This window comes from Streptomyces sp. NPDC056373 (genome assembly GCF_042262425.1).
In the GTDB taxonomy this organism is placed as follows: Bacteria; Actinomycetota; Actinomycetes; order Streptomycetales; family Streptomycetaceae; genus Streptomyces.
In genome coordinates this window covers 66315-83050 of sequence record NZ_JBHJPX010000007.1, presented here as the reverse complement: position 1 = coordinate 83050, position 16736 = coordinate 66315, and the positions used below count along the sequence as shown (strand labels likewise).

The 16736-nt window shown below is 73.9% G+C and carries 11 protein-coding genes; 6 read left to right on the top strand and 5 right to left on the bottom strand.

Annotation, left to right across the window (positions count from 1 at the left end; translation table 11 throughout):
* Positions 1–138: 138 nt before the first annotated feature.
* Positions 139–1683: a M1 family metallopeptidase gene (locus ACFCXS_RS16220; protein ID WP_376643922.1), complete on the bottom strand. Its 1545-nt coding sequence runs from the start codon at positions 1681–1683 to the stop codon at positions 139–141.
* Between the two features lie 187 nt (positions 1684–1870).
* Here ACFCXS_RS16220 and ACFCXS_RS16215 point away from each other — a divergent pair, with 187 nt between their 5' ends.
* Together ACFCXS_RS16215 and ACFCXS_RS16210 are read left to right on the top strand one after the other, a co-directional pair.
* Positions 1871–4090: an NADP-dependent isocitrate dehydrogenase gene (locus tag ACFCXS_RS16215; RefSeq protein WP_376643920.1), complete on the top strand. Its 2220-nt coding sequence runs from the start codon at positions 1871–1873 to the stop codon at positions 4088–4090.
* 148 nt (positions 4091–4238) lie between these two features.
* On the top strand, positions 4239–5027 hold the full coding sequence (locus tag ACFCXS_RS16210; protein ID WP_376643919.1) for an N-formylglutamate amidohydrolase: 789 nt from the start codon (positions 4239–4241) through the stop codon (positions 5025–5027).
* A 162-nt stretch (positions 5028–5189) separates the two neighbouring features.
* Here the strand turns inward: ACFCXS_RS16210 and ACFCXS_RS16205 are convergent, their stop codons facing one another.
* The 3 genes from ACFCXS_RS16205 to ACFCXS_RS16195 form a co-directional block, all read right to left on the bottom strand.
* Positions 5190–5678 (bottom strand): hypothetical protein, encoded by a 489-nt coding sequence (locus ACFCXS_RS16205; RefSeq protein ID WP_376643918.1) that lies wholly within the window; start codon positions 5676–5678, stop codon positions 5190–5192.
* On the bottom strand, positions 5675–6250 hold the full coding sequence (locus ACFCXS_RS16200; protein ID WP_376643917.1) for an RNA polymerase sigma factor: 576 nt from the start codon (positions 6248–6250) through the stop codon (positions 5675–5677). Before ACFCXS_RS16200 ends, ACFCXS_RS16205 begins: the two co-directional genes overlap by 4 nt.
* A 62-nt stretch (positions 6251–6312) precedes the next feature.
* Positions 6313–7743, bottom strand: a complete 1431-nt coding sequence (locus ACFCXS_RS16195; RefSeq protein WP_376643915.1) for a S8/S53 family peptidase — start codon at positions 7741–7743, stop codon at positions 6313–6315.
* Between the two features lie 170 nt (positions 7744–7913).
* On the opposite strand from ACFCXS_RS16195, the gene ACFCXS_RS16190 reads away from it, so the two are divergent.
* Complete coding sequence (locus ACFCXS_RS16190; protein WP_376644244.1) at positions 7914–10481, top strand: CHAT domain-containing protein; 2568 nt, start codon at positions 7914–7916, stop codon at positions 10479–10481.
* A gap of 168 nt (positions 10482–10649) precedes the next feature.
* Here ACFCXS_RS16190 and ACFCXS_RS16185 read toward each other — a convergent pair whose 3' ends face one another.
* Positions 10650–12389, bottom strand: coding sequence for a LuxR C-terminal-related transcriptional regulator (locus tag ACFCXS_RS16185; RefSeq protein ID WP_376643913.1), 1740 nt, complete (start codon positions 12387–12389; stop codon positions 10650–10652).
* 723 nt (positions 12390–13112) lie between these two features.
* Between ACFCXS_RS16185 and ACFCXS_RS16180 the strand changes: the two genes are divergently transcribed.
* From ACFCXS_RS16180 to ACFCXS_RS16170, 3 genes are read left to right on the top strand one after another with little or no spacing between them, the layout of a single operon-like run.
* On the top strand, positions 13113–14366 hold the full coding sequence (locus ACFCXS_RS16180; RefSeq protein ID WP_376643912.1) for a hypothetical protein: 1254 nt from the start codon (positions 13113–13115) through the stop codon (positions 14364–14366).
* A 55-nt stretch (positions 14367–14421) separates the two neighbouring features.
* The gene (locus ACFCXS_RS16175) at positions 14422–15609 is read left to right on the top strand and encodes a hypothetical protein (RefSeq protein ID WP_376643910.1); all 1188 of its coding nucleotides are present in this window, start codon (positions 14422–14424) and stop codon (positions 15607–15609) included.
* A complete protein-coding gene (locus ACFCXS_RS16170) occupies positions 15606–16691 on the top strand; it encodes an ATP-binding protein (protein ID WP_376643909.1) in 1086 nt (361 codons plus the stop codon). The genes ACFCXS_RS16175 and ACFCXS_RS16170 overlap by 4 nt, the downstream gene beginning before the upstream one ends.
* Positions 16692–16736: the final 45 nt, after the last annotated feature.

Here is a 16736-nt window from a genome sequence, read left to right as displayed (position 1 = left end):
GCCCACCCCCGCGCCGCGGGGCCCGGGGGTGTCCGGGGGGGGCTGCCTCCCCCCCGCCGTGTCGCCCGGGGCGGCGCGGGGGGGGGTGGGGGCCGCGGGGGCGGCGGCCCCGGCGCGGGCCGTCCCCGCCCCGGTTCCTCACAGCGTGGCGGAGTTCTCGTGGTGGTGGCTGTTCCTCCGGTCGCGCGGCGCCGCGAGGGACGCCGTCACCGGCGTCACGGTCCAGTCCGGGTGCCCCGGCATCCGTGGCGTCTTCGTGCCGTACAGCCAGTCCCGCAGGAAGCCGCCGAGGTCCTGCCCGGAGATCTCCGAGGCGACGGCGATGTAGTCCTCGGTGGAGGCGGTGGAGTCGCGGTACCGCTCCAGGAAGGTGCGCTCCAGGGCCGTGAAGGCCGCCTCGCCGACCTGCTGCCGCAGCGCGTAGAGCACGAGCACGCCGCCCACGTAGCGCTGGCCGTCGAACAGGTTGGCCGCGTTGGGCGCCGCCACCGGCCCGGAGTCGCGACGCCACTGGTCGCCCAGGGCGTAGGTGTACTTCATGCGCGCTTCCAGCGTGGTCATGCCAAGCGAATCGGCCCAGCCGCGCTCGTAGCGGTAGAGCAGGCCGTAGAAGTCGGCGTGGCCCTCGTTCAGCCACAGGTCGGCCCAGGTGGCGGGAGTGACACTGTTGCCGAAGTAGGAGTGGACCAGCTCGTGCATCATGTGCGAGCCGATCTTGCTCTCCTCCTGGAGGAGGTAGTTCGGCTTGTAGAGCGTGAGGGTCTGGGTCTCCAGGCCGGTGAAGTCGAAGGCGTTCGAGGCGTCGTTGTTGCAGGGCAGCAGGCCGTACGTCTCGAAGGGGTAGGCGCCGAGCCGCTGCTCCACCCACGCCACCAGGGCCGGAGTGAGCGCCAGGGCCGGTTCCAGGGCGGCGGCCCGGGCGACGGGCACGACGTCGCGCAGCGGCAGGCCGTGCGGGCCCTGCCGGTCCTTGATCACGTAGTCGCCGACGGTGATCTGCACCACCTCGGTGGCGATCGGCGAGCGGGAGCGGTACGTGTACGCGGTCCGGTCGCCGGACAGCTGCTCGGTGCGCACCAGCCGGCCGCTGGCGACGCCCCGCAGCCCGGCGGGCACGGTGATCCGGAAGGTGAAGTCGGCCTTGTCGGAGGGGTGGTCGTTGCAGGGGAAGACGGTGTGCGCCACGTCCGGCTGGCCGCACACCGCGAATCCGTCGGGGGTGGCCACCCAGCCGCCGGCGGGCGGCGGGGTCCGGCGCGGGTCGGCGCCGTAGGCCACGCACACCGTGGTCCGGGCCTTCGCCGGGAGCGGACGGGCGGGGGTGATCCGCAGCTTGTCGGCCACCTGCTCGAAGGCGGCCGTGCGGCCGCCGACGCGGACGGAGCGTATGTCCAGGTCGCGCGCGTCCAGGGAGAAGCGGCTCAGGGCCTGGGTGGTGCGGATGGTCAGGGTCGCGGTGGCCTCGACGAGCTTGGTCGTGGCGTCGTAGGCGACGTCGAGGTGGTACGCCGAGACGCGGTATCCGTCGTTGCCGAGGGCGGGGTAGACGGGGTCGCCGAGGGTCTCGGCGCCCGGGGTGGCCCCGGTGCCGGGGGCCGCCTGGGCCGGGATCCCCGTGGTCAGTGCCGCCGCCGTGCCGATCAGGGCGGCCGCCGGGGCCGTCACTCTGGTGCGATATCTCATGGTCAGCCTTCGCTCGGAGGGCCGGGTGGTCAGTTCCGGCCGTGGCTTGGAGTGAGTGATCTCTCTCCAGGACTCGGCAACGGAGCGATCGGTTGCACGAAACTGGTCGCGGACCCCTGTCGAGACGAGGTCGCTCACGAGATATCTTGATGTCGAGCAATGTTGCAGACGTGGAGCGGAGCACCCGGTGACTGACTCGACCATCATCTATACGCACACTGACGAGGCCCCCGCACTGGCGACGTATTCCTTCCTGCCGGTGGTCCGGGCGTACGCCTCGCAGGCGGGTGTCGCTGTGGAGACCCGCGACATCTCGCTGGCCGGGCGCATCATCGCCGTGTTCCCGGAGTACCTCACCGAGGACCAGCGCATCCCGGACGCCCTCGCGGAGCTCGGCGAGCTCGCCAAGACGCCCGCCGCCAACATCATCAAGCTGCCGAACATCTCGGCGTCCATCCCCCAGCTCAAGGCCGCCGTCGCCGAGCTGCAGGGCCAGGGCTACGCGCTGCCGGACTACCCGGACGACCCGAAGACCGACGAGGAGCGCGAGATCCGCGCCCGCTACGACAAGGTCAAGGGTTCCGCGGTGAACCCGGTCCTGCGTGAGGGCAACTCCGACCGGCGCGCCCCCGCCTCGGTCAAGAACTACGCCAAGTCCCACCCGCACCGCATGGGCGCCTGGACCGCCGAGTCCAAGACCAACGTGGCGACCATGGGCCAGAACGACTTCCGCTCCACCGAGAAGTCCGTCGTGATCGCCGAGGACGGCGCGCTGCGCATCGAGCTGGTCGGCGACGACGGCACCACCACGGTGCTGCGCGAGTCGGTACCCGTGCTCGCCGGCGAGGTCGTCGACGCCTCCGTGATGCGCGTGGCGGCGCTGCGCGAGTTCCTGACCGCTCAGGTCGCCGAGGCCAAGGCCCAGGGCGTGCTGTTCTCGGTGCACCTGAAGGCGACGATGATGAAGGTCTCCGACCCGATCGTCTTCGGCCACGTGGTGCGCGCCTTCTTCCCGAAGACGTTCGCGCGGTTCGGCGACAAGCTCGCCGCGGCCGGCCTGACCCCGAACGACGGTCTGGGCGGCATCTGGAAGGGGCTGGACGCCCTGCCGGAGGGCGCCGAGATCAAGGCCTCCTTCGACGCCGAGCTCGCCGAGGGCCCGGAGCTGGCGATGGTCGACTCCGACAAGGGCATCACCAACCTGCACGTGCCCTCGGACGTCATCATCGACGCCTCCATGCCGGCCATGATCCGCACCTCCGGCCACATGTGGGGCCCGGACGGGCAGGAGCACGACGCCCTCGCGGTCATCCCGGACTCCTCCTACGCGGGCGTCTACCAGGCCGTGATCGAGGACTGCCGGGCCAACGGCGCCTTCGACCCGTCCACCATGGGCACGGTGCCGAACGTCGGCCTCATGGCGCAGAAGGCCGAGGAGTACGGCAGCCACGACAAGACGTTCGAGATCGCCACCACGGGCACGGTCCGCCTGGTCGACGCGGGCGGCACCGCGCTCATCGAGCAGACCGTCTCGGCCGGTGACATCTTCCGCGCCTGCCAGACCAAGGACGCGCCGATCAAGGACTGGGTGAAGCTGGCCGTCACCCGCGCCCGCGCCACCGGCGACCCGGCGGTGTTCTGGCTGGACGAGACCCGCGCGCACGACGCCAACCTGATCGCGAAGGTCAACACGTACCTCGCCGAGCACGACACCGAGGGCCTGGACATCCGGATCCTCAACCCGGTCGAGGCGACGAAGCTGTCGGTGGAGCGCATCCGCCGCGGCGAGAACACGATCTCCGTCACCGGCAACGTCCTGCGCGACTACCTGACCGACCTGTTCCCGATCCTGGAGCTGGGCACCAGCGCCAAGATGCTGTCGGTCGTCCCGCTGATGGCGGGCGGCGGCCTGTTCGAGACGGGTGCGGGCGGCTCGGCACCGAAGCACGTCCAGCAGCTGGTCAGGGAGAACTACCTGCGCTGGGACTCCCTCGGTGAGTTCTTCGCCCTGGTGCCCTCCTTCGAGCAGCTCGCGAAGGTGGCGGGCAACGCCCGCGCCCAGGTCCTGGCCGACACGCTGGACCGCGCCACGGCGACCTTCCTCGAGGAGGACAAGTCCCCGACCCGTCGCGTCGGCGGCATCGACAACCGTGGCAGCCACTTCTTCCTGTCCCTGTACTGGGCGCAGGAGCTGGCCCGGCAGACCGACGACGCGGACCTGGCGAAGGCCTTCACCCCGCTCGCCGAGACGCTCGCCGCGAACGAGCAGCGCATCGTCGACGAGCTGGTCGGCGCCCAGGGCAAGCCGGTCGACATCGGCGGCTACTACCAGCCCGACCCGGCGAAGGCCGCGGAGGCCATGCGCCCGTCCGCCACGTGGAACGAGGCCCTGGCGTCCCTGAGCTGACGCACCCGGGCCCGACGGCCCGCCCCCTCCGCCCCGTCCGGCACGACGTCCGGTCGGGGCGGAGGCATGTGCGGCCCGCGCCCGGGCCCTCATGTGGCACCTTGATCTCTCCGCACACCACTGCAACGACGCCACCTGGAGCCGCCTCGTGAACGACGCCCCGGACTCCTTCGAGCTGCTGCCGGGTGACGGGCGCTCGCCGGTGATCCTGCATGTGCCGCACTCCGCGCGGGAGACACCGGACGCCGTGCGGGCGGGGATCGTGCTCGGCGACGAGGAGTTGGCGCGGGAGCTGGACCTCATCACGGACGCGCACACGGACCGGATCGCCGAGGCGGCGGCCGGGTCGGCGGGCCTCACACCGTGGCGGTTCGTCAATCGGCTGTCGCGACTGGTCGCCGATCCGGAGCGGTTTCCGGACGAGCGGGAGGAAATGCTCGCGGTCGGGATGGGGGCGGTCTACACACGGACCACGCACGGTGACGCGCTGCGGCCCGAGGGCGCAGATGCCGCGCCGCTCGTTCAGCGGTACTTCGAGCCGTACGCCCGGGCGATGACCGAGGCCGTGGCGGACCGGCTGGACGCCACCGGGCGGGCCGTGATCATCGACGTGCACTCCTACCCGAGCCGGAGGCTGCCGTACGAACTGCACGGTGAGGGGCCGCGCCCGCCGGTCTGCCTCGGCACCGACTCCTTCCACACACCGCCCGCGCTGCTCAACGCGGCCCGGGAGGCGTTCGGCGAGACGCAGCTCGACACCCCGTTCGCCGGGGCCTACGTCCCGCTGGAGTTCCACGGGACACGCCCCGAGGTGAGCGCGCTCATGGTGGAGATCCGCCGGGACACCTACATGACGGAGCCGGGCGGTCCGGCCGGGCCAGGGCTGGAGCGGCTCGGCGCGGCGCTGGCCCGGCTGGTCGACGCCGCGTCACGCTGAGCGGCCCGGCGGTAGGCGGCCCGGCCGGTCGACGCCGCGTCACGCTGAGCGGCCCGGCGGTAGGCGGCCCGGCCGGTCGACATCGCGTCACGCTGAGCGGCTCGGCGGAGGGCCTGGCCGGTCGACACCGCATCGCGTCGACGTCGCCCTCACGGACACGGCCTACGCCCGGAGCCACTCCGTCACCACCACGTCCCCGCCGGCCCGCAGCCGCAGGGCGAACGGGCCGGACAGCGGCACGTCGGCGGTGAAGCGGCCCAGGTCGTCACAGGTGAGCGGGGAGCCGGGCCGCGGCCCGCCGAGGATCTCGATCCGGGCCGGCCGGGGCGGCAGCACCTGTCCCATGAGTCCCTGCGCGCTCACCTCGACGTCGACGGTCACCTCGCCCGCCTGGAAGGTCAGCATCCGGGGCACGTCGGCGACACCCCGGACCGGCAGGGCGTCGACGAGCGAGTCGAAGGTCAGCTCGGCCACACGCGCCTCCAGGTCGTGCAGCGCGAAGGCGTCGAGGGCGATCTGCTGGAGCTCCGCCGGTACCGGGTCGAGGACTGCCGCGGCCCGCCGCAGCTCCTCCTCCAGGAGTTCGTCGTCGAACTCGCGGTCGTCGAAGTCCTCTTCGCCGAAGAGGTCGTCGTCGTGTCGGTCGCTCACATCGCCCCCCGGGCCTCGAGCCGGGCCCGCAGACGCCGCAGACAGCGCTGGCGCAGCGGCCCGATGCTGCCCACCGCGATCCCCAGCGCGGCGGACACGTCGTGGTAGCTGGGCGGCGGTGTGGCCATCAGCACGCGCAGCAACTGCCTGCACCGCTCGCCCAGTTCCTCGAACTCCTGCCACAGCCGCCGCACGCGTTCGCTCTGCGCTGCGGCCTCCTCGGAGTCGAGCAGCGACTGTTCCGGCGTGCCGTCCTCGCTGGCCCGGTCCAGGAGCCGCGGATCGTCCGTCAGGGTCAGTCGCCGCGCACTGCGGATGACCTTCAGACACTCGTGGCGCGCGGTGCTCGCCAGCCACGCTCCCGCCTTGTCGGGCTCACGGATCCGACCGAGGTGCTGGGCGAAGCGGAACCAGGCCGTCTGGTACACCTCGTGGGCGTCGGCGTCGCTGAGACGGTGGGCCCGCACGACGGACCACACCAGCGGACTCAGCCCCTCCACGAGCGCCTTCCAGGCCGCCGCGTCGCCGTCGGCTGCCGCCCGGACGAGCGCGCCGGCATCAGTACGGTCCACGGCAGCCCCACCCCTCGAGTACGGCAGGTCATCGTACGCCGTGGCGGGGGCGGCTTCGGTCCTCACAGCCCGGGGCCCAGGCGCACGGCCGGGACCGGACGCCAGGTGGAGGGACGGAGCGCCGGGACGTGCGCGCCCCGCACTTCCGCGAACTCCACGTTCGAGGCGAGGAGTTGCCGCCGGGCCGCGCGTGGGTCGGTCTCCTTGTGTGCCGTCATGTGGGCGGCCACCAGGCCCGCGGTCACGGGGGTGGCGAAGGAGGTGCCGCTCCACTGCGCGTACCCCTCGAACATCACCTGGTCCGGCTTGGCGGCGTTGCCCTCGTCGCTCAGCACGCCGCTGTGGCGGGGGTGCCGGCAGGTGCAGCCGTAGGAGAAGCCGTAGCGGCAGGCGTCGTACGTGGAGTGCTGGTACACGTACGGGACGGGCGCGTCGAAGCCGGTGAGGGCGCTGGTGAGGCGCTCTCCGGGGGCGTAGACCTTCACCCAGGGACCGTGGTTGGTGAAGCAGGCGCCGAACTCGCCGTCGCTGCGCAGGGCGCCGACCGACAGCACGGAGTCCTCCCAGCCGGGCAGATCGGCGTAGGCGGCGGGCCAGAAGGGGGCGGCGCTGCCGTTGTTGCCGGCGGCGGCGACCAGCAGGGTGCGCTGCTCGCGCAGTTCCCGCATGAAGTTCTCGACGCCGAGCAGGCCGTCGGTGCGGCCGTTGGAGGTGCCGGCGGAGAGGCTGAGGACGTCCGGCCAGCCGCTGGCGTCGACTGCCTCGAAGAGCTTCTCGCCGAACTCCGACTCCAGGACGGCGCCCGCGTCGTTGAGGGTGCCGCGCACGGTGATGTCGGTGTTGGGCGCCACGGCCGCGAGGAGCCCGGCGATGAACGTGCCGTGTCCCACGTACTGCTGGAGGATGCCCCGCTCGTCGCACTCCTGGAGCTGGGCGTCACCGCCGGTGTGGCCGAGCAGGGCGCAGGAGCGGTAGTCGTGCACGAGGCCGGTGTCGACGACGAGGACGCCGACGGCGGTGTCCGGGTCGTGGGGGGTGTCCGCGGCGGCGGGGTTGGGCGGCTCGCCGAGCGGGACGGGGACGGGCTCGTCACCGGGGCAGGCGTTGACCGCGATGTGCACCACGTGGTTGCGGGCGACCATCCGGTGCCCGGCCCGGGACTCGTGTTCCCGTACGGAGCGCAGCGCGTGGGCGACGGTGCGGTCGGCGTCCCGGCCGCCCTCGCCCGGGTCGCCGACGCGGATGCGGGTGATGCCGCTGCGGCTGGTCCGCGGGCCCGCGCGGCGTACCTGCTCCTGGTCGAGGTCGGGCGCCGCCGTGAAGTGGGCCCGCACCGTGTCCTCGACGATCCGGGCCTCCTCGCCGTCGCGGACGAGGACCACGCCCTTCTCGTACAGGAACTCCGCCGAGTCGTCCGGGCCCATCGCCAGCGGGACGTCCGGCATCGAGCGCTGGATGTGGTCGAACTGCTCGTGGAAACGCTGAGGTGCCATGCCGGATCCTCCCGTTGGTGCGACGGCGTCGGTGGGTGCCGCTGAGCGGTCGTCAACGAGAGCCGCCGGGCCGCCGCTTGATACAGCGCCGCACCTGTGTGGGGCGCTGCGGGACCACTACCATCCGAGGAGTGACAGCGGGAAGCGACGCGGTGACGGAACTGCTGCCGATGGTGTTCGCCGACCCGGGTGAGGCGCTCGCGAGGGCCCGGGCCCTGCTCGACGCCGACGCCTCCCCGCTGGACGCCTCCGTGGCCCACCAGGTGATCGGCATCTGGCAGCGGGACTTCGGCGACCTGCGGCTCGCGCTGCACCACCTGCGGCGGGCCCGGGCGTGCGCGGCGCGTGCCGACTCGGCCGACCGCGAGGCGGACGTGCTGGCCACGCTGGGCGTGGCGCTGGTGCACGCGGGCCGCACCCGGGAGGGCCTGGCCGCGTTCGAGCGGGGTGTGGCGCGCGGCGGCGGGCACACCAGGGCGCGGGTGCTGTACCGGCGGGCCTACGTGTGGTGGGTGCTCGGTCACCATCGCGAGGCGCTGGAGGACGTGCGCCGGGCGGTGCCCGTGCTGCGGCAGGCGGACGACGTGATCTGGACGGCGCGGGCGCTGACCCTGCGGGCCACCGTGCACCTGGCGCTGGGCTCGGTGGAGCGGGCCGAGGCGGACTTCACCGCGGCCGAGGCGCTGTGGGACACCACCGGCCAGGAGCACGACAAGGCGGACGCGGTGGAGAGCCGCGGCCTGGCGGCGTTCCGGTCGGGTGACGTACCGGCGGCGCTGCGGCTGCTGGACGAGGCGGAGGAGCGCTACGCGCGGCTCGGCACACCGACGTTCATGCTGAACATCCGGCGCTGCGAGGTGCTGATGGCGGCCGGCCTCGCCCCGGAGGCGCTGGCCGAGGCGGACGCGGCGACCGGGAGGCTGGACGGGATCGGCGGGCAGTCCACCCGCAAGGCGGAACTCCTGCTGGCCGCCGCGCGGGCGGCCCGTTCGGCGGGCGACCAGCACACGGCGATCGCCCGTGCCGCCCTCGCGGTACGGCTGTTCGCGGGACAGCGGCGCTCCTGGTGGGAGGCGCACGCCCGGCTGGTGCTGATCGAGGCGCGGTACGCGGCCGGGCGCGGCTCGGGGCGGCTGGTCGCCGACGCCGCCGCGGTGGCCGGGACGCTGGCGTCGTTCGGCGCCCCGGCCGCGCCGGAGGCGTCGCTGCTCGCAGGCCGGATCGCGCTGGATCTGGGGTGGACCGCGGACGCGGAGCGGCACTTGGCGGTGGCCGCGCGCAGCCGCCGCAGCGGTCCGCCGCTGGCGCGGATGACGGGCTGGGCGGCGCAGGCGCTGCGGGCGCGGGCCGCCGGATCGGCCCGGGGCGTGCTGCAGGCCTGCCGTCGGGGCCTGGACGTGCTGGACGATCACCGGATGACGCTGGGCGCCTCGGAGCTGCGGGCCCGGGCCACCGAACAGGGTGCGGAACTGGCGGCGTTGGCGCAGCGGGCGAGTCTGGTCTCCGGCGGGCCACGGCGGTTGCTGGTGTGGAGCGAACGCTGGCGCGCCACCGTGCTGTCCGCCCCGCCGACCAGGCCGCCCGCCGACCCGGAGCTGCTCAGCGGCATGACCGCCTTCCGCGAGATCGCCTCGCGAGCGGAGGCCGCCCGGATGGAGGGCCGGCCGGTTGTGGCGCTGGAGCGCGAACAACGGCGCCTGGAGCGGGAGATCCGCTCCCGGACCCTGCACATGCGGGGCGAGGCCCCCGGTGGCGGGGACCGCTTCGACGCCGGCCGGCTGCTGGAGGAGCTGGGTGACGAGGCCCTGATGGTGGAGCTCGCCGTGCTCGCCGGGCGGGTGCAGGTGCTGCTGTGCGGACGGGGCCGGGTGCGGCGGTTCGAGACCGGTCTGCTCGCCGACGCGGAGACCGAGGCCGAGCATGTGCAGGCCGGGCTGCGGCGGCTGGCCCACCCCGGGGCACAGGCCCGGCTCCCGGTGGTGGAGGCGGCGGGGCGGCGGCTGGAGGAACTGCTGCTGGGGCCGGCCGCGGCGCAGCTGGGCGGCGGCCCGGTGGTGATCGTGCCGCCGGGGCGGCTGCACCGGGTGCCGTGGGCGCTGCTGCCGTCGCTGCGGGAGCGGGTGCTCAGCGTGTCGCCGTCGGCGGGCAGTTGGCTGCGGGCGCGGCGGACCTCGCCGCCAACGGACGGCCGTCATGTGCTGGTGCGCGGCCCGGGCCTGGCGACGGGCGGTGCGGAGGTGCCGGAGCTGGCCGGCCGGTACGGCTGTGCGACGGTCCTGGAGGAGGACGAGGCGCGGGTGCCGCGGGTGCTGGAGGAGCTGGACGGGTCCGCGCTGGCGCACATCGCGGCGCACGGCACGTTCCGCGCGGACAGTCCGCTGTTCTCGTCCCTGCGGATGACCGACGGGCCGATCGTCGTGCACGACTTCGAGCGGCTGGACCGCAGCCCCTACCGGATCATCCTGTCCTGCTGCGACACCGCCCGGCTCGCCTCCGTCGGCGCGGACGAACTGCTGGGCCTGGTCACGGCGTTGCTGCCGCTCGGCACGGCCGGGGTGGTGGCGTGCAGCGCGCCCGTGAACGACGCCGCGGTGGTGCCGCTGATGCTGGCGCTGCACAAGGGCCTCGACGGCGGTCTGTCCCTGGCGGAGGCGCTGCGCGACGCCCGGGCCGCCCTGCCGGGTGACGCGCTGCACCAGGCCACGGGGTGGGCGTTCTCGGCGTTCGGGGCGGCCTGACCCGTTCCGTCGTGCAGGACGCTCTGCCCCCGTGCCGTCCTTCGAGGCGGCCTGACCCGTCCCCTGTTCGGGTCAGGCCGCCGGTCCTGGTGCGGCACCAGGGGGTGTTTTGAAAGTCCGGTGCGTGCCGGGTGCCGTGGGTGCTGTGCGGGACGTTCAAAACACCCCCTAGGCCGGTTGGGCCTCCCGCGTCCGGGCCGGCCACGGCAGGGCGCCGCGGTCGCTCGTGCCGAGCCGGGCGTAGGCGCTGTACAGGTGGTTGCCGACGGTGCGGACGGACAGGGTGAGACGGTCGGCGATCTGCCGGTTGGTCAGGCCGGCCGCGGCGAGGGTGACGATCTGCCGTTGCCGGGCGGTGAGTTCGCCGAGGACCAGCCCGGACAGTGCGGGGGTGCGGGCGCCCTGGCACCGCCGGGCCAGCGCGACGGCGCGGGTGCGGGAGTGCCGGGTGGCGCCCGGATCGCGGTGGGCGCGTACCGCCTGGGCGTACGCCTCGGCGGCGAACAGCAGGAAGCCTCGCCGCTCCAGTTCCGCGGCCACCTCGTCCAGGTCCGGGCCGTCGGCGCGGGTGAGCGCGTCGGCGTGCCGGGCGAAGACGCCGCCGAGCCGGTCGACGGCCCTTTCGGGGGCGCCGAGGCGGACGGCGTCGTAGGGGTCGGCGAAGGCCTGCCGGTCCAGGCGCGGGCCGGCGGGGCCGTCCGTCGTCGCCTCGGCTCGGTCGAGTTCCGTCCGGCAGGACGCGTCCTCGGGATGACCTCGCAGGCCTTCCCGCGCCCAGGCCGCCGCCTCCCTCACCTCCCCGCGCAGGCGTGCGAACCGGGCGCGCACGGCGGCGTACCCGGCCGGCAGCGGGCCGCCCTCGGCGACCAGCCACTCCCCCACCGGGGTGGCCGTCGCCCGTACGTCGGCCTGCTCGATCCGGTGGGCCAGGGCCGCCGCCTCGGCGTCGAGGGCCGCTGCGTACGCGTCCGGCGTCCGGGCCAGCCGGCGTGCCCGCAACCGGCCCGCCGCGGCCCGGAGCGCCGGCCCGTACAGAGGGTGGGCGAGACGGACGGCACCTTCGTCGTCGACCTCGATCAGGTCGTCGGACTCCAGCACTTCGAGGGCCCCGAGATCCGGCTCGCCCAGCTCGTCCAGGCCGGGCGGCAAGGGCTCGGCGAAGGCGAGGCGGTCGAGGACGTCGCGTTCGAACGGGTCGGCCCTGCCGAGGACGCAAGCGGTGCGTTCACGGACGGCCGGGGTCAGCGGGACCGGGCCCCGCCACGCCCGTTCGCCGGTGCCCGGTACGGGGGTCAGCAGCCCGCGCACCGACCCCAGCAGGCCTCGCAGCAGACGCAGGTCGCCCCGGCACAGGCGGCGCAGCCGGTTCGCGGTGAGCGCGTCGAGAGGGCCGGCACCGGAGTTGAGCAGGGCGGCGGTCTCCTCCTCCGGCAGCGGCTGCAGCACGAGACGCGGCAGGAGTTCCCCGGTCCACAGCCGGGAGATCGCGCCGGGCACCGGGGAGCCGTCCGTGGCGACGACCAGCAGCCGGGTGCGCCCGTGCACGGCGAGCTGATGGACCAGGGCGGCGGAGGCGCCGTCGAGGAGGTGCGCGTCGTCCACGAGCAGCGTGCGGACACCGGCCAGTACCTGGACCGCGCGGGGCAACGTGACCGATTCGGGCAGCAGATGGGCGAACGCCGCGAAGGGGATGCTGCGGCTCTCGGGCGTGCCGGCCGCCCGGGCGCAGTCGGTTCCGCGGATCGCCTCGGTGACGAGGCGGGTCTTGCCGAAGCCCGCCGGGCCCGTCACCACGATGCCGCGCCGGGCGCCGGTCGCGGACCGGCGGACCAGCTCCAGTTCGTCCTCCCGCCCGGTGAACGGCCAGGGCGGCTCCGGCGTCCTCGCGTCCCTCTCGTAAGTCGTCACACAGACATGAGCGCGGCTACTCACCTTTGATACAGGGTGACTTGAGTAGCCCCCGACTCAAGCGCCGTGGACGGGCCGCGGGGCAGGCTGTGGCCCATGACCGCCCGCTACCGCCCGCCGGCTCAGGGCCGTGCCGCCGGGGACGCCACTGCGCCCGGGGTTGCGGCGGGACGGCGGTGATGTGCCGGTGACGGCACGGATCCGCCGCGCGGGCACCTGAACCACAGTCCGGCGCCGGGGGAACGGTCGAGGACGTCGCCCATGGGGGTGGGTGACGTCCTCGGCCACGTCATGTGGGTGGGGCCACCGGCCGTGCTGCCCCGGAGCCCGACTCGTGGGTGCCCAGGGCCACCGGCTCGTGCACGCCGGGTGCGGCCGACCGGCGCGTGCGCCGCCATCCGCTCGTTCACGCCGATGTCCGGCCGGGGCCGGGGGCGCACGCTCCACGGAAGTGACGGCGCCCCGGGTCCCGCCGAGGGCGGCGGGGCGGACGCGGGGCGCACCGGCCGAGGCGCCGTGGATCCGCCCCAGGGGTGAAGAGCGTTCAGCGGCGGTCGTCACCGGGCATCGTGCAGAGGAACGGCCTGCAATGGTGTTACGCCGTCCGAGTGCTCACATCTACGCTTGATTGCTCTCGCGGTTGCACGTCCGTATCGATAAGCGCACGAGGTGCCAACGGCCCGACTACGCTCGCGGCGTGACACCGGGGGATGGGGGGAGCAGGTGGAGAGGTCCCGACGCGACCGTGGCCGGCGGCGGAAGCTGCCGGCGGTTCCGGCCGTTCTGCTCGGAGCGCTGGGCGCGCTGATGGTGGGGACGTCGATCGGCCTGGCGGCGGACCCGACGCGCCTCGCCTGCACCACCGGGTACGTGGTCGCCACCGGGCTGCTGCTGGCCGTGGGGCTGTACGGCAGCACGTACGGCATCGATCTCGCGGATCTGCGTCGTGACCTGCGGGGCGTGGTGGCGGCCGTGACGCTGGGCGTCGTCCTCAAAGCGGCGATGATCTCGGGCGTCATGGTCTGGGCCTTCGACCGCCCCGAGTACCTGGTCCTCGGCATCGTCGTCGCGCAGATCGACCCGCTGTCGGTGACCGCGCTCAGCAAAGACGGGTACATGTCGCAGCGCGCCCGCTCCCTGCTCACGGCGTGGGCCTCCTTCGACGACCCGATGACGGTGCTGCTGACGCTGTACGTCGCCGGGTACGCCTACACGGCGGCCGGGCACACGGGCGCCCCCTCGGTGGTGGGCGGCGGGGCCCAGGGCTACGCCCTCGGGCTGGCGCTGAACGCGCTGTTGCTGGGCGGCGCCCTGCTGGCGTGGTGGGCGGGCGGCAGGGTGTGGCCGGCCCGGGAGTCCGAGCAGCGGCTCGCGCGCCCCCGGAGGCCGGCGACTGTGCTCGCCGTCCTCATCGTCGTGGTCATGCTGGTGCTCGCCGCCGCGAACATGCTCATGCTGGCCGTGGCGGTGGCGGGACTGTTTCTGCGGACGCGGGCGTTCGCCCGGCCTCTCGCGCGTGCGGTGACCAGTGCCTTCCTGCTCGCCACCGTGCTGCTGGGCCTGTTCGTCGCCCAAGGGGTGTCGATCAAACCCGGGCTGCTGCTGGGGGGTTCGGCGTTCCTCGCGCAGGCGGTGGTGGCCGTGCTGCTGATGCCGCTCTTCGTCCGCGGCCTGTCCGGAAGGGACCGGGTGCTGCTCGGAATCGGCCAGCAGAACGGGCTCACGGCCGTGCTGCTCGCCCTCACCCTGGAACGCGACTTCCCCAAGACGGTCGGCATCGTCGCCCCGGCCGTGGTGACGGTGAATCTGCTGCACTACGGGGCGCAGATCGCGTTCGGCTGCTGGTCGCGCCATCGGGCCGGAAAGAGCCGGCAACCCGCGGCCGGACAGAAGCGTCTCCCCCGGCATCCGGCGCCCGGCGACGGCACGCCGGGCGGGGCACCGGCCGCGGCCGACGGACTGCGGTCCTCCGCATAACCGAAGGGTGTGCGGCGTCCCGAACGGGTCGCGGCCAGGGGAACGGGGAGGCCGGATGGGTGAGCGGGGAGTGAGCGGCGGGGGACGTCCCCGCCGCGGCGGACGCTTCCGCGGCGCCCCGAGCCGCGACGGCGCCCCGACCCGCTCTGGCGCCCCGTACCACTACGGCGTCCCGTACCGCCACGGCGTCGCGAGCGCCCTCAGCGACGTCCCGAAGCGCTGCGGCGTCCTGCGCCTCCTCCGCGGCTTTCCGGGCCGCCGCGACGGCTTCCCCGACCCTGACCGCTGCCCGAGTCGCTCCCGCGTGCTGAGCCCCCTGATCAGCCGCACTCTCCAGGGCTGCGCGCACCTCTCCCCTGGCCCGCGCAGCGAGGCCGTTGCCCGCGGGAAGGCCCCTTCGCGCTGGAAGCCGGTCCTGCTCGGCGTCCTGCTGCTCCTGTCCGTCACCGCCGGGCAGGCCGTCGCCGACACCGGCAGGGGTGATGTCCGCCTGGTGTACTGCCTGGCCGACGAGCACCGGGACGAACTCCGGGACGCCGCGCTACAACTGGATGTGGTGCGGCGCCCGTTGGGACCGGCGGGCGGTGGAGACGCCGTCCGGGTGCCCGGCCCCGAGGGCGGCGTGATGTCGCTCGACGACTGGGCCGACAAGCACCGGGGCGACTTCGAGCGGGTCTGCGACGCGGTCCTGGCCGCGGCGGGTGATCCGCCGGGGGCGTCCGCGGACAAGGGCGGCTCCGGCGGACTGGGCGCTTTCCTCGACGGGGTGTACCTGCTGGCGGCCGGCGCGGCCCTGACGCTGGTCGGACAAATGACGGAACGGATCTCGGCCGAGCGGCGCACGCGCGACCGGCAACTGGCGGCGGCCGTGCAGGAATTCCGGAGGATCGCATGGCTGTATCTCACGGCGTACGAACAGGATCCCGAGACGGACCACGCCGAGGCGTCACGGGCCCGGGAGGCGCTCTCCGGTCTCCTCGCCCAGGTGCCCGGTCCTGCCCCGCGCCGCGAGGCGGCCCGGCGGCTGGCCGATTCCCTTCCCCTGACGAACAGACTGCCGGGCAGCAGGGACGGGCAACCCCTGCTGCCGCGCCAGAGAAAGAGCGAGGCGGACGCCGTGCGCACGACCCTGGACCTGCAGACCCGCGAGGTGGCGGATCTGCGACGCCCGGCGCCCCTGTGGTGGCTGCCCGGAGCACGCGGCAGCGACCGTCCCACCAGCGCCGGAGGACCGCACGCATGACCGGCTCCGACTGGGCCAACCCCTACGGTGTGCGCAAACCGTACGGAGCGAACGGCGCGGACCCCGGCGGCCCCGAGGGCAAGGCCCGCGCGGCGCTCAGCGCGGACCATCCCCTCGTACCGTGGAAGCAACCGGACCACCTGCACCAGTGGGTGGACGTGGACCACTCACGCGAGGAACTGGACCGCTTCGGCAGCAGCTGGCCCCCTCTCGGCGAACTCCTCGACGGGAGCTCGGGGCACGGCCGCGTGGTGATCGTCAGCGGACCTCCCGGCATGGGCAAGACCAGTCTCATCCACCGGTGCATCCACGAGGTGAAGCAGCGGGTGGCAGCGGGGGCGGCCTGGGCGGGCGACCCGCTCCCCGTCTGCGTGCCGACCGCGGGTCTGGCGAACGACGGCCGTCGCATCAGCGTCGACCCGGACGGGGCATTCGCCCCGACCAGTCTGATCAACGCCCGCATACGGCGGGAGATCGCGAAGAGTCTTCGACTGCACGACTTCCCCGAAGCCCGTGTGCAGTCGATCGTCGCGGAAGAGGATCCCTTCCAGGCCTACAGCGACATGAGCGAACTGCTGGTGCAGCACAACGCGCTGCTCCTGGCGGTGATCCCGCACATACGGTGGAACGACGCCGATCTCCGGGCGAGGTTCCTGAGCACCTGCCTGAGCAATGCGCACACCCGGATCGTACTGTTCGTCGAAGTGAGCCACGGTGCGGCGGAGACGGCGAGGGAAGTGGCCGCCACGCTGAGCGACTCCGCGGCGGTCACCCATCTCGCGCTGCGCGAACTGAACTCCGAGGACATCTGGCGGTTCAGCCACAGCGCCCGGGCGTCGGACGACGGCGCGAACGGCCTGGTCGAGCCGGACAGGAGCTCCCTGATGGCGGCACACTCCGAATGGCGGCCGTCCGACGTACGCGAACTGCGGACGGTGTTCCACTCAGCGGCGGACGCGTTGCGCAGCGCGCCGCACCCCTGGCCGATCGACGCCGACGCGCTCAGACCCCACTGGCAGCGGCGGCGAGCCGGCCGCGACGCCCTGCTCCGTGCTCCCGTCCCGCCCCGCTCCGGCGGCTGACGCCCACCCCCGACCGCGCCCTCACAGGACCCGCAAGGAGTGCCA

Coding starts and splice junctions, on each gene's coding strand:
- ACFCXS_RS16190 (WP_376644244.1), top strand. CDS start 7,914: ATGGTGTTCGCCGACCCGGGTGAGGCGCTCGCGAGGGCCCGGGCCCTG.
- ACFCXS_RS16170 (WP_376643909.1), top strand. CDS start 15,606: ATGACCGGCTCCGACTGGGCCAACCCCTACGGTGTGCGCAAACCGTAC.
- ACFCXS_RS16220 (WP_376643922.1), bottom strand. CDS start 1,683: ATGAGATATCGCACCAGAGTGACGGCCCCGGCGGCCGCCCTGATCGGC.
- ACFCXS_RS16195 (WP_376643915.1), bottom strand. CDS start 7,743: ATGGCACCTCAGCGTTTCCACGAGCAGTTCGACCACATCCAGCGCTCG.
- ACFCXS_RS16175 (WP_376643910.1), top strand. CDS start 14,422: ATGGGTGAGCGGGGAGTGAGCGGCGGGGGACGTCCCCGCCGCGGCGGA.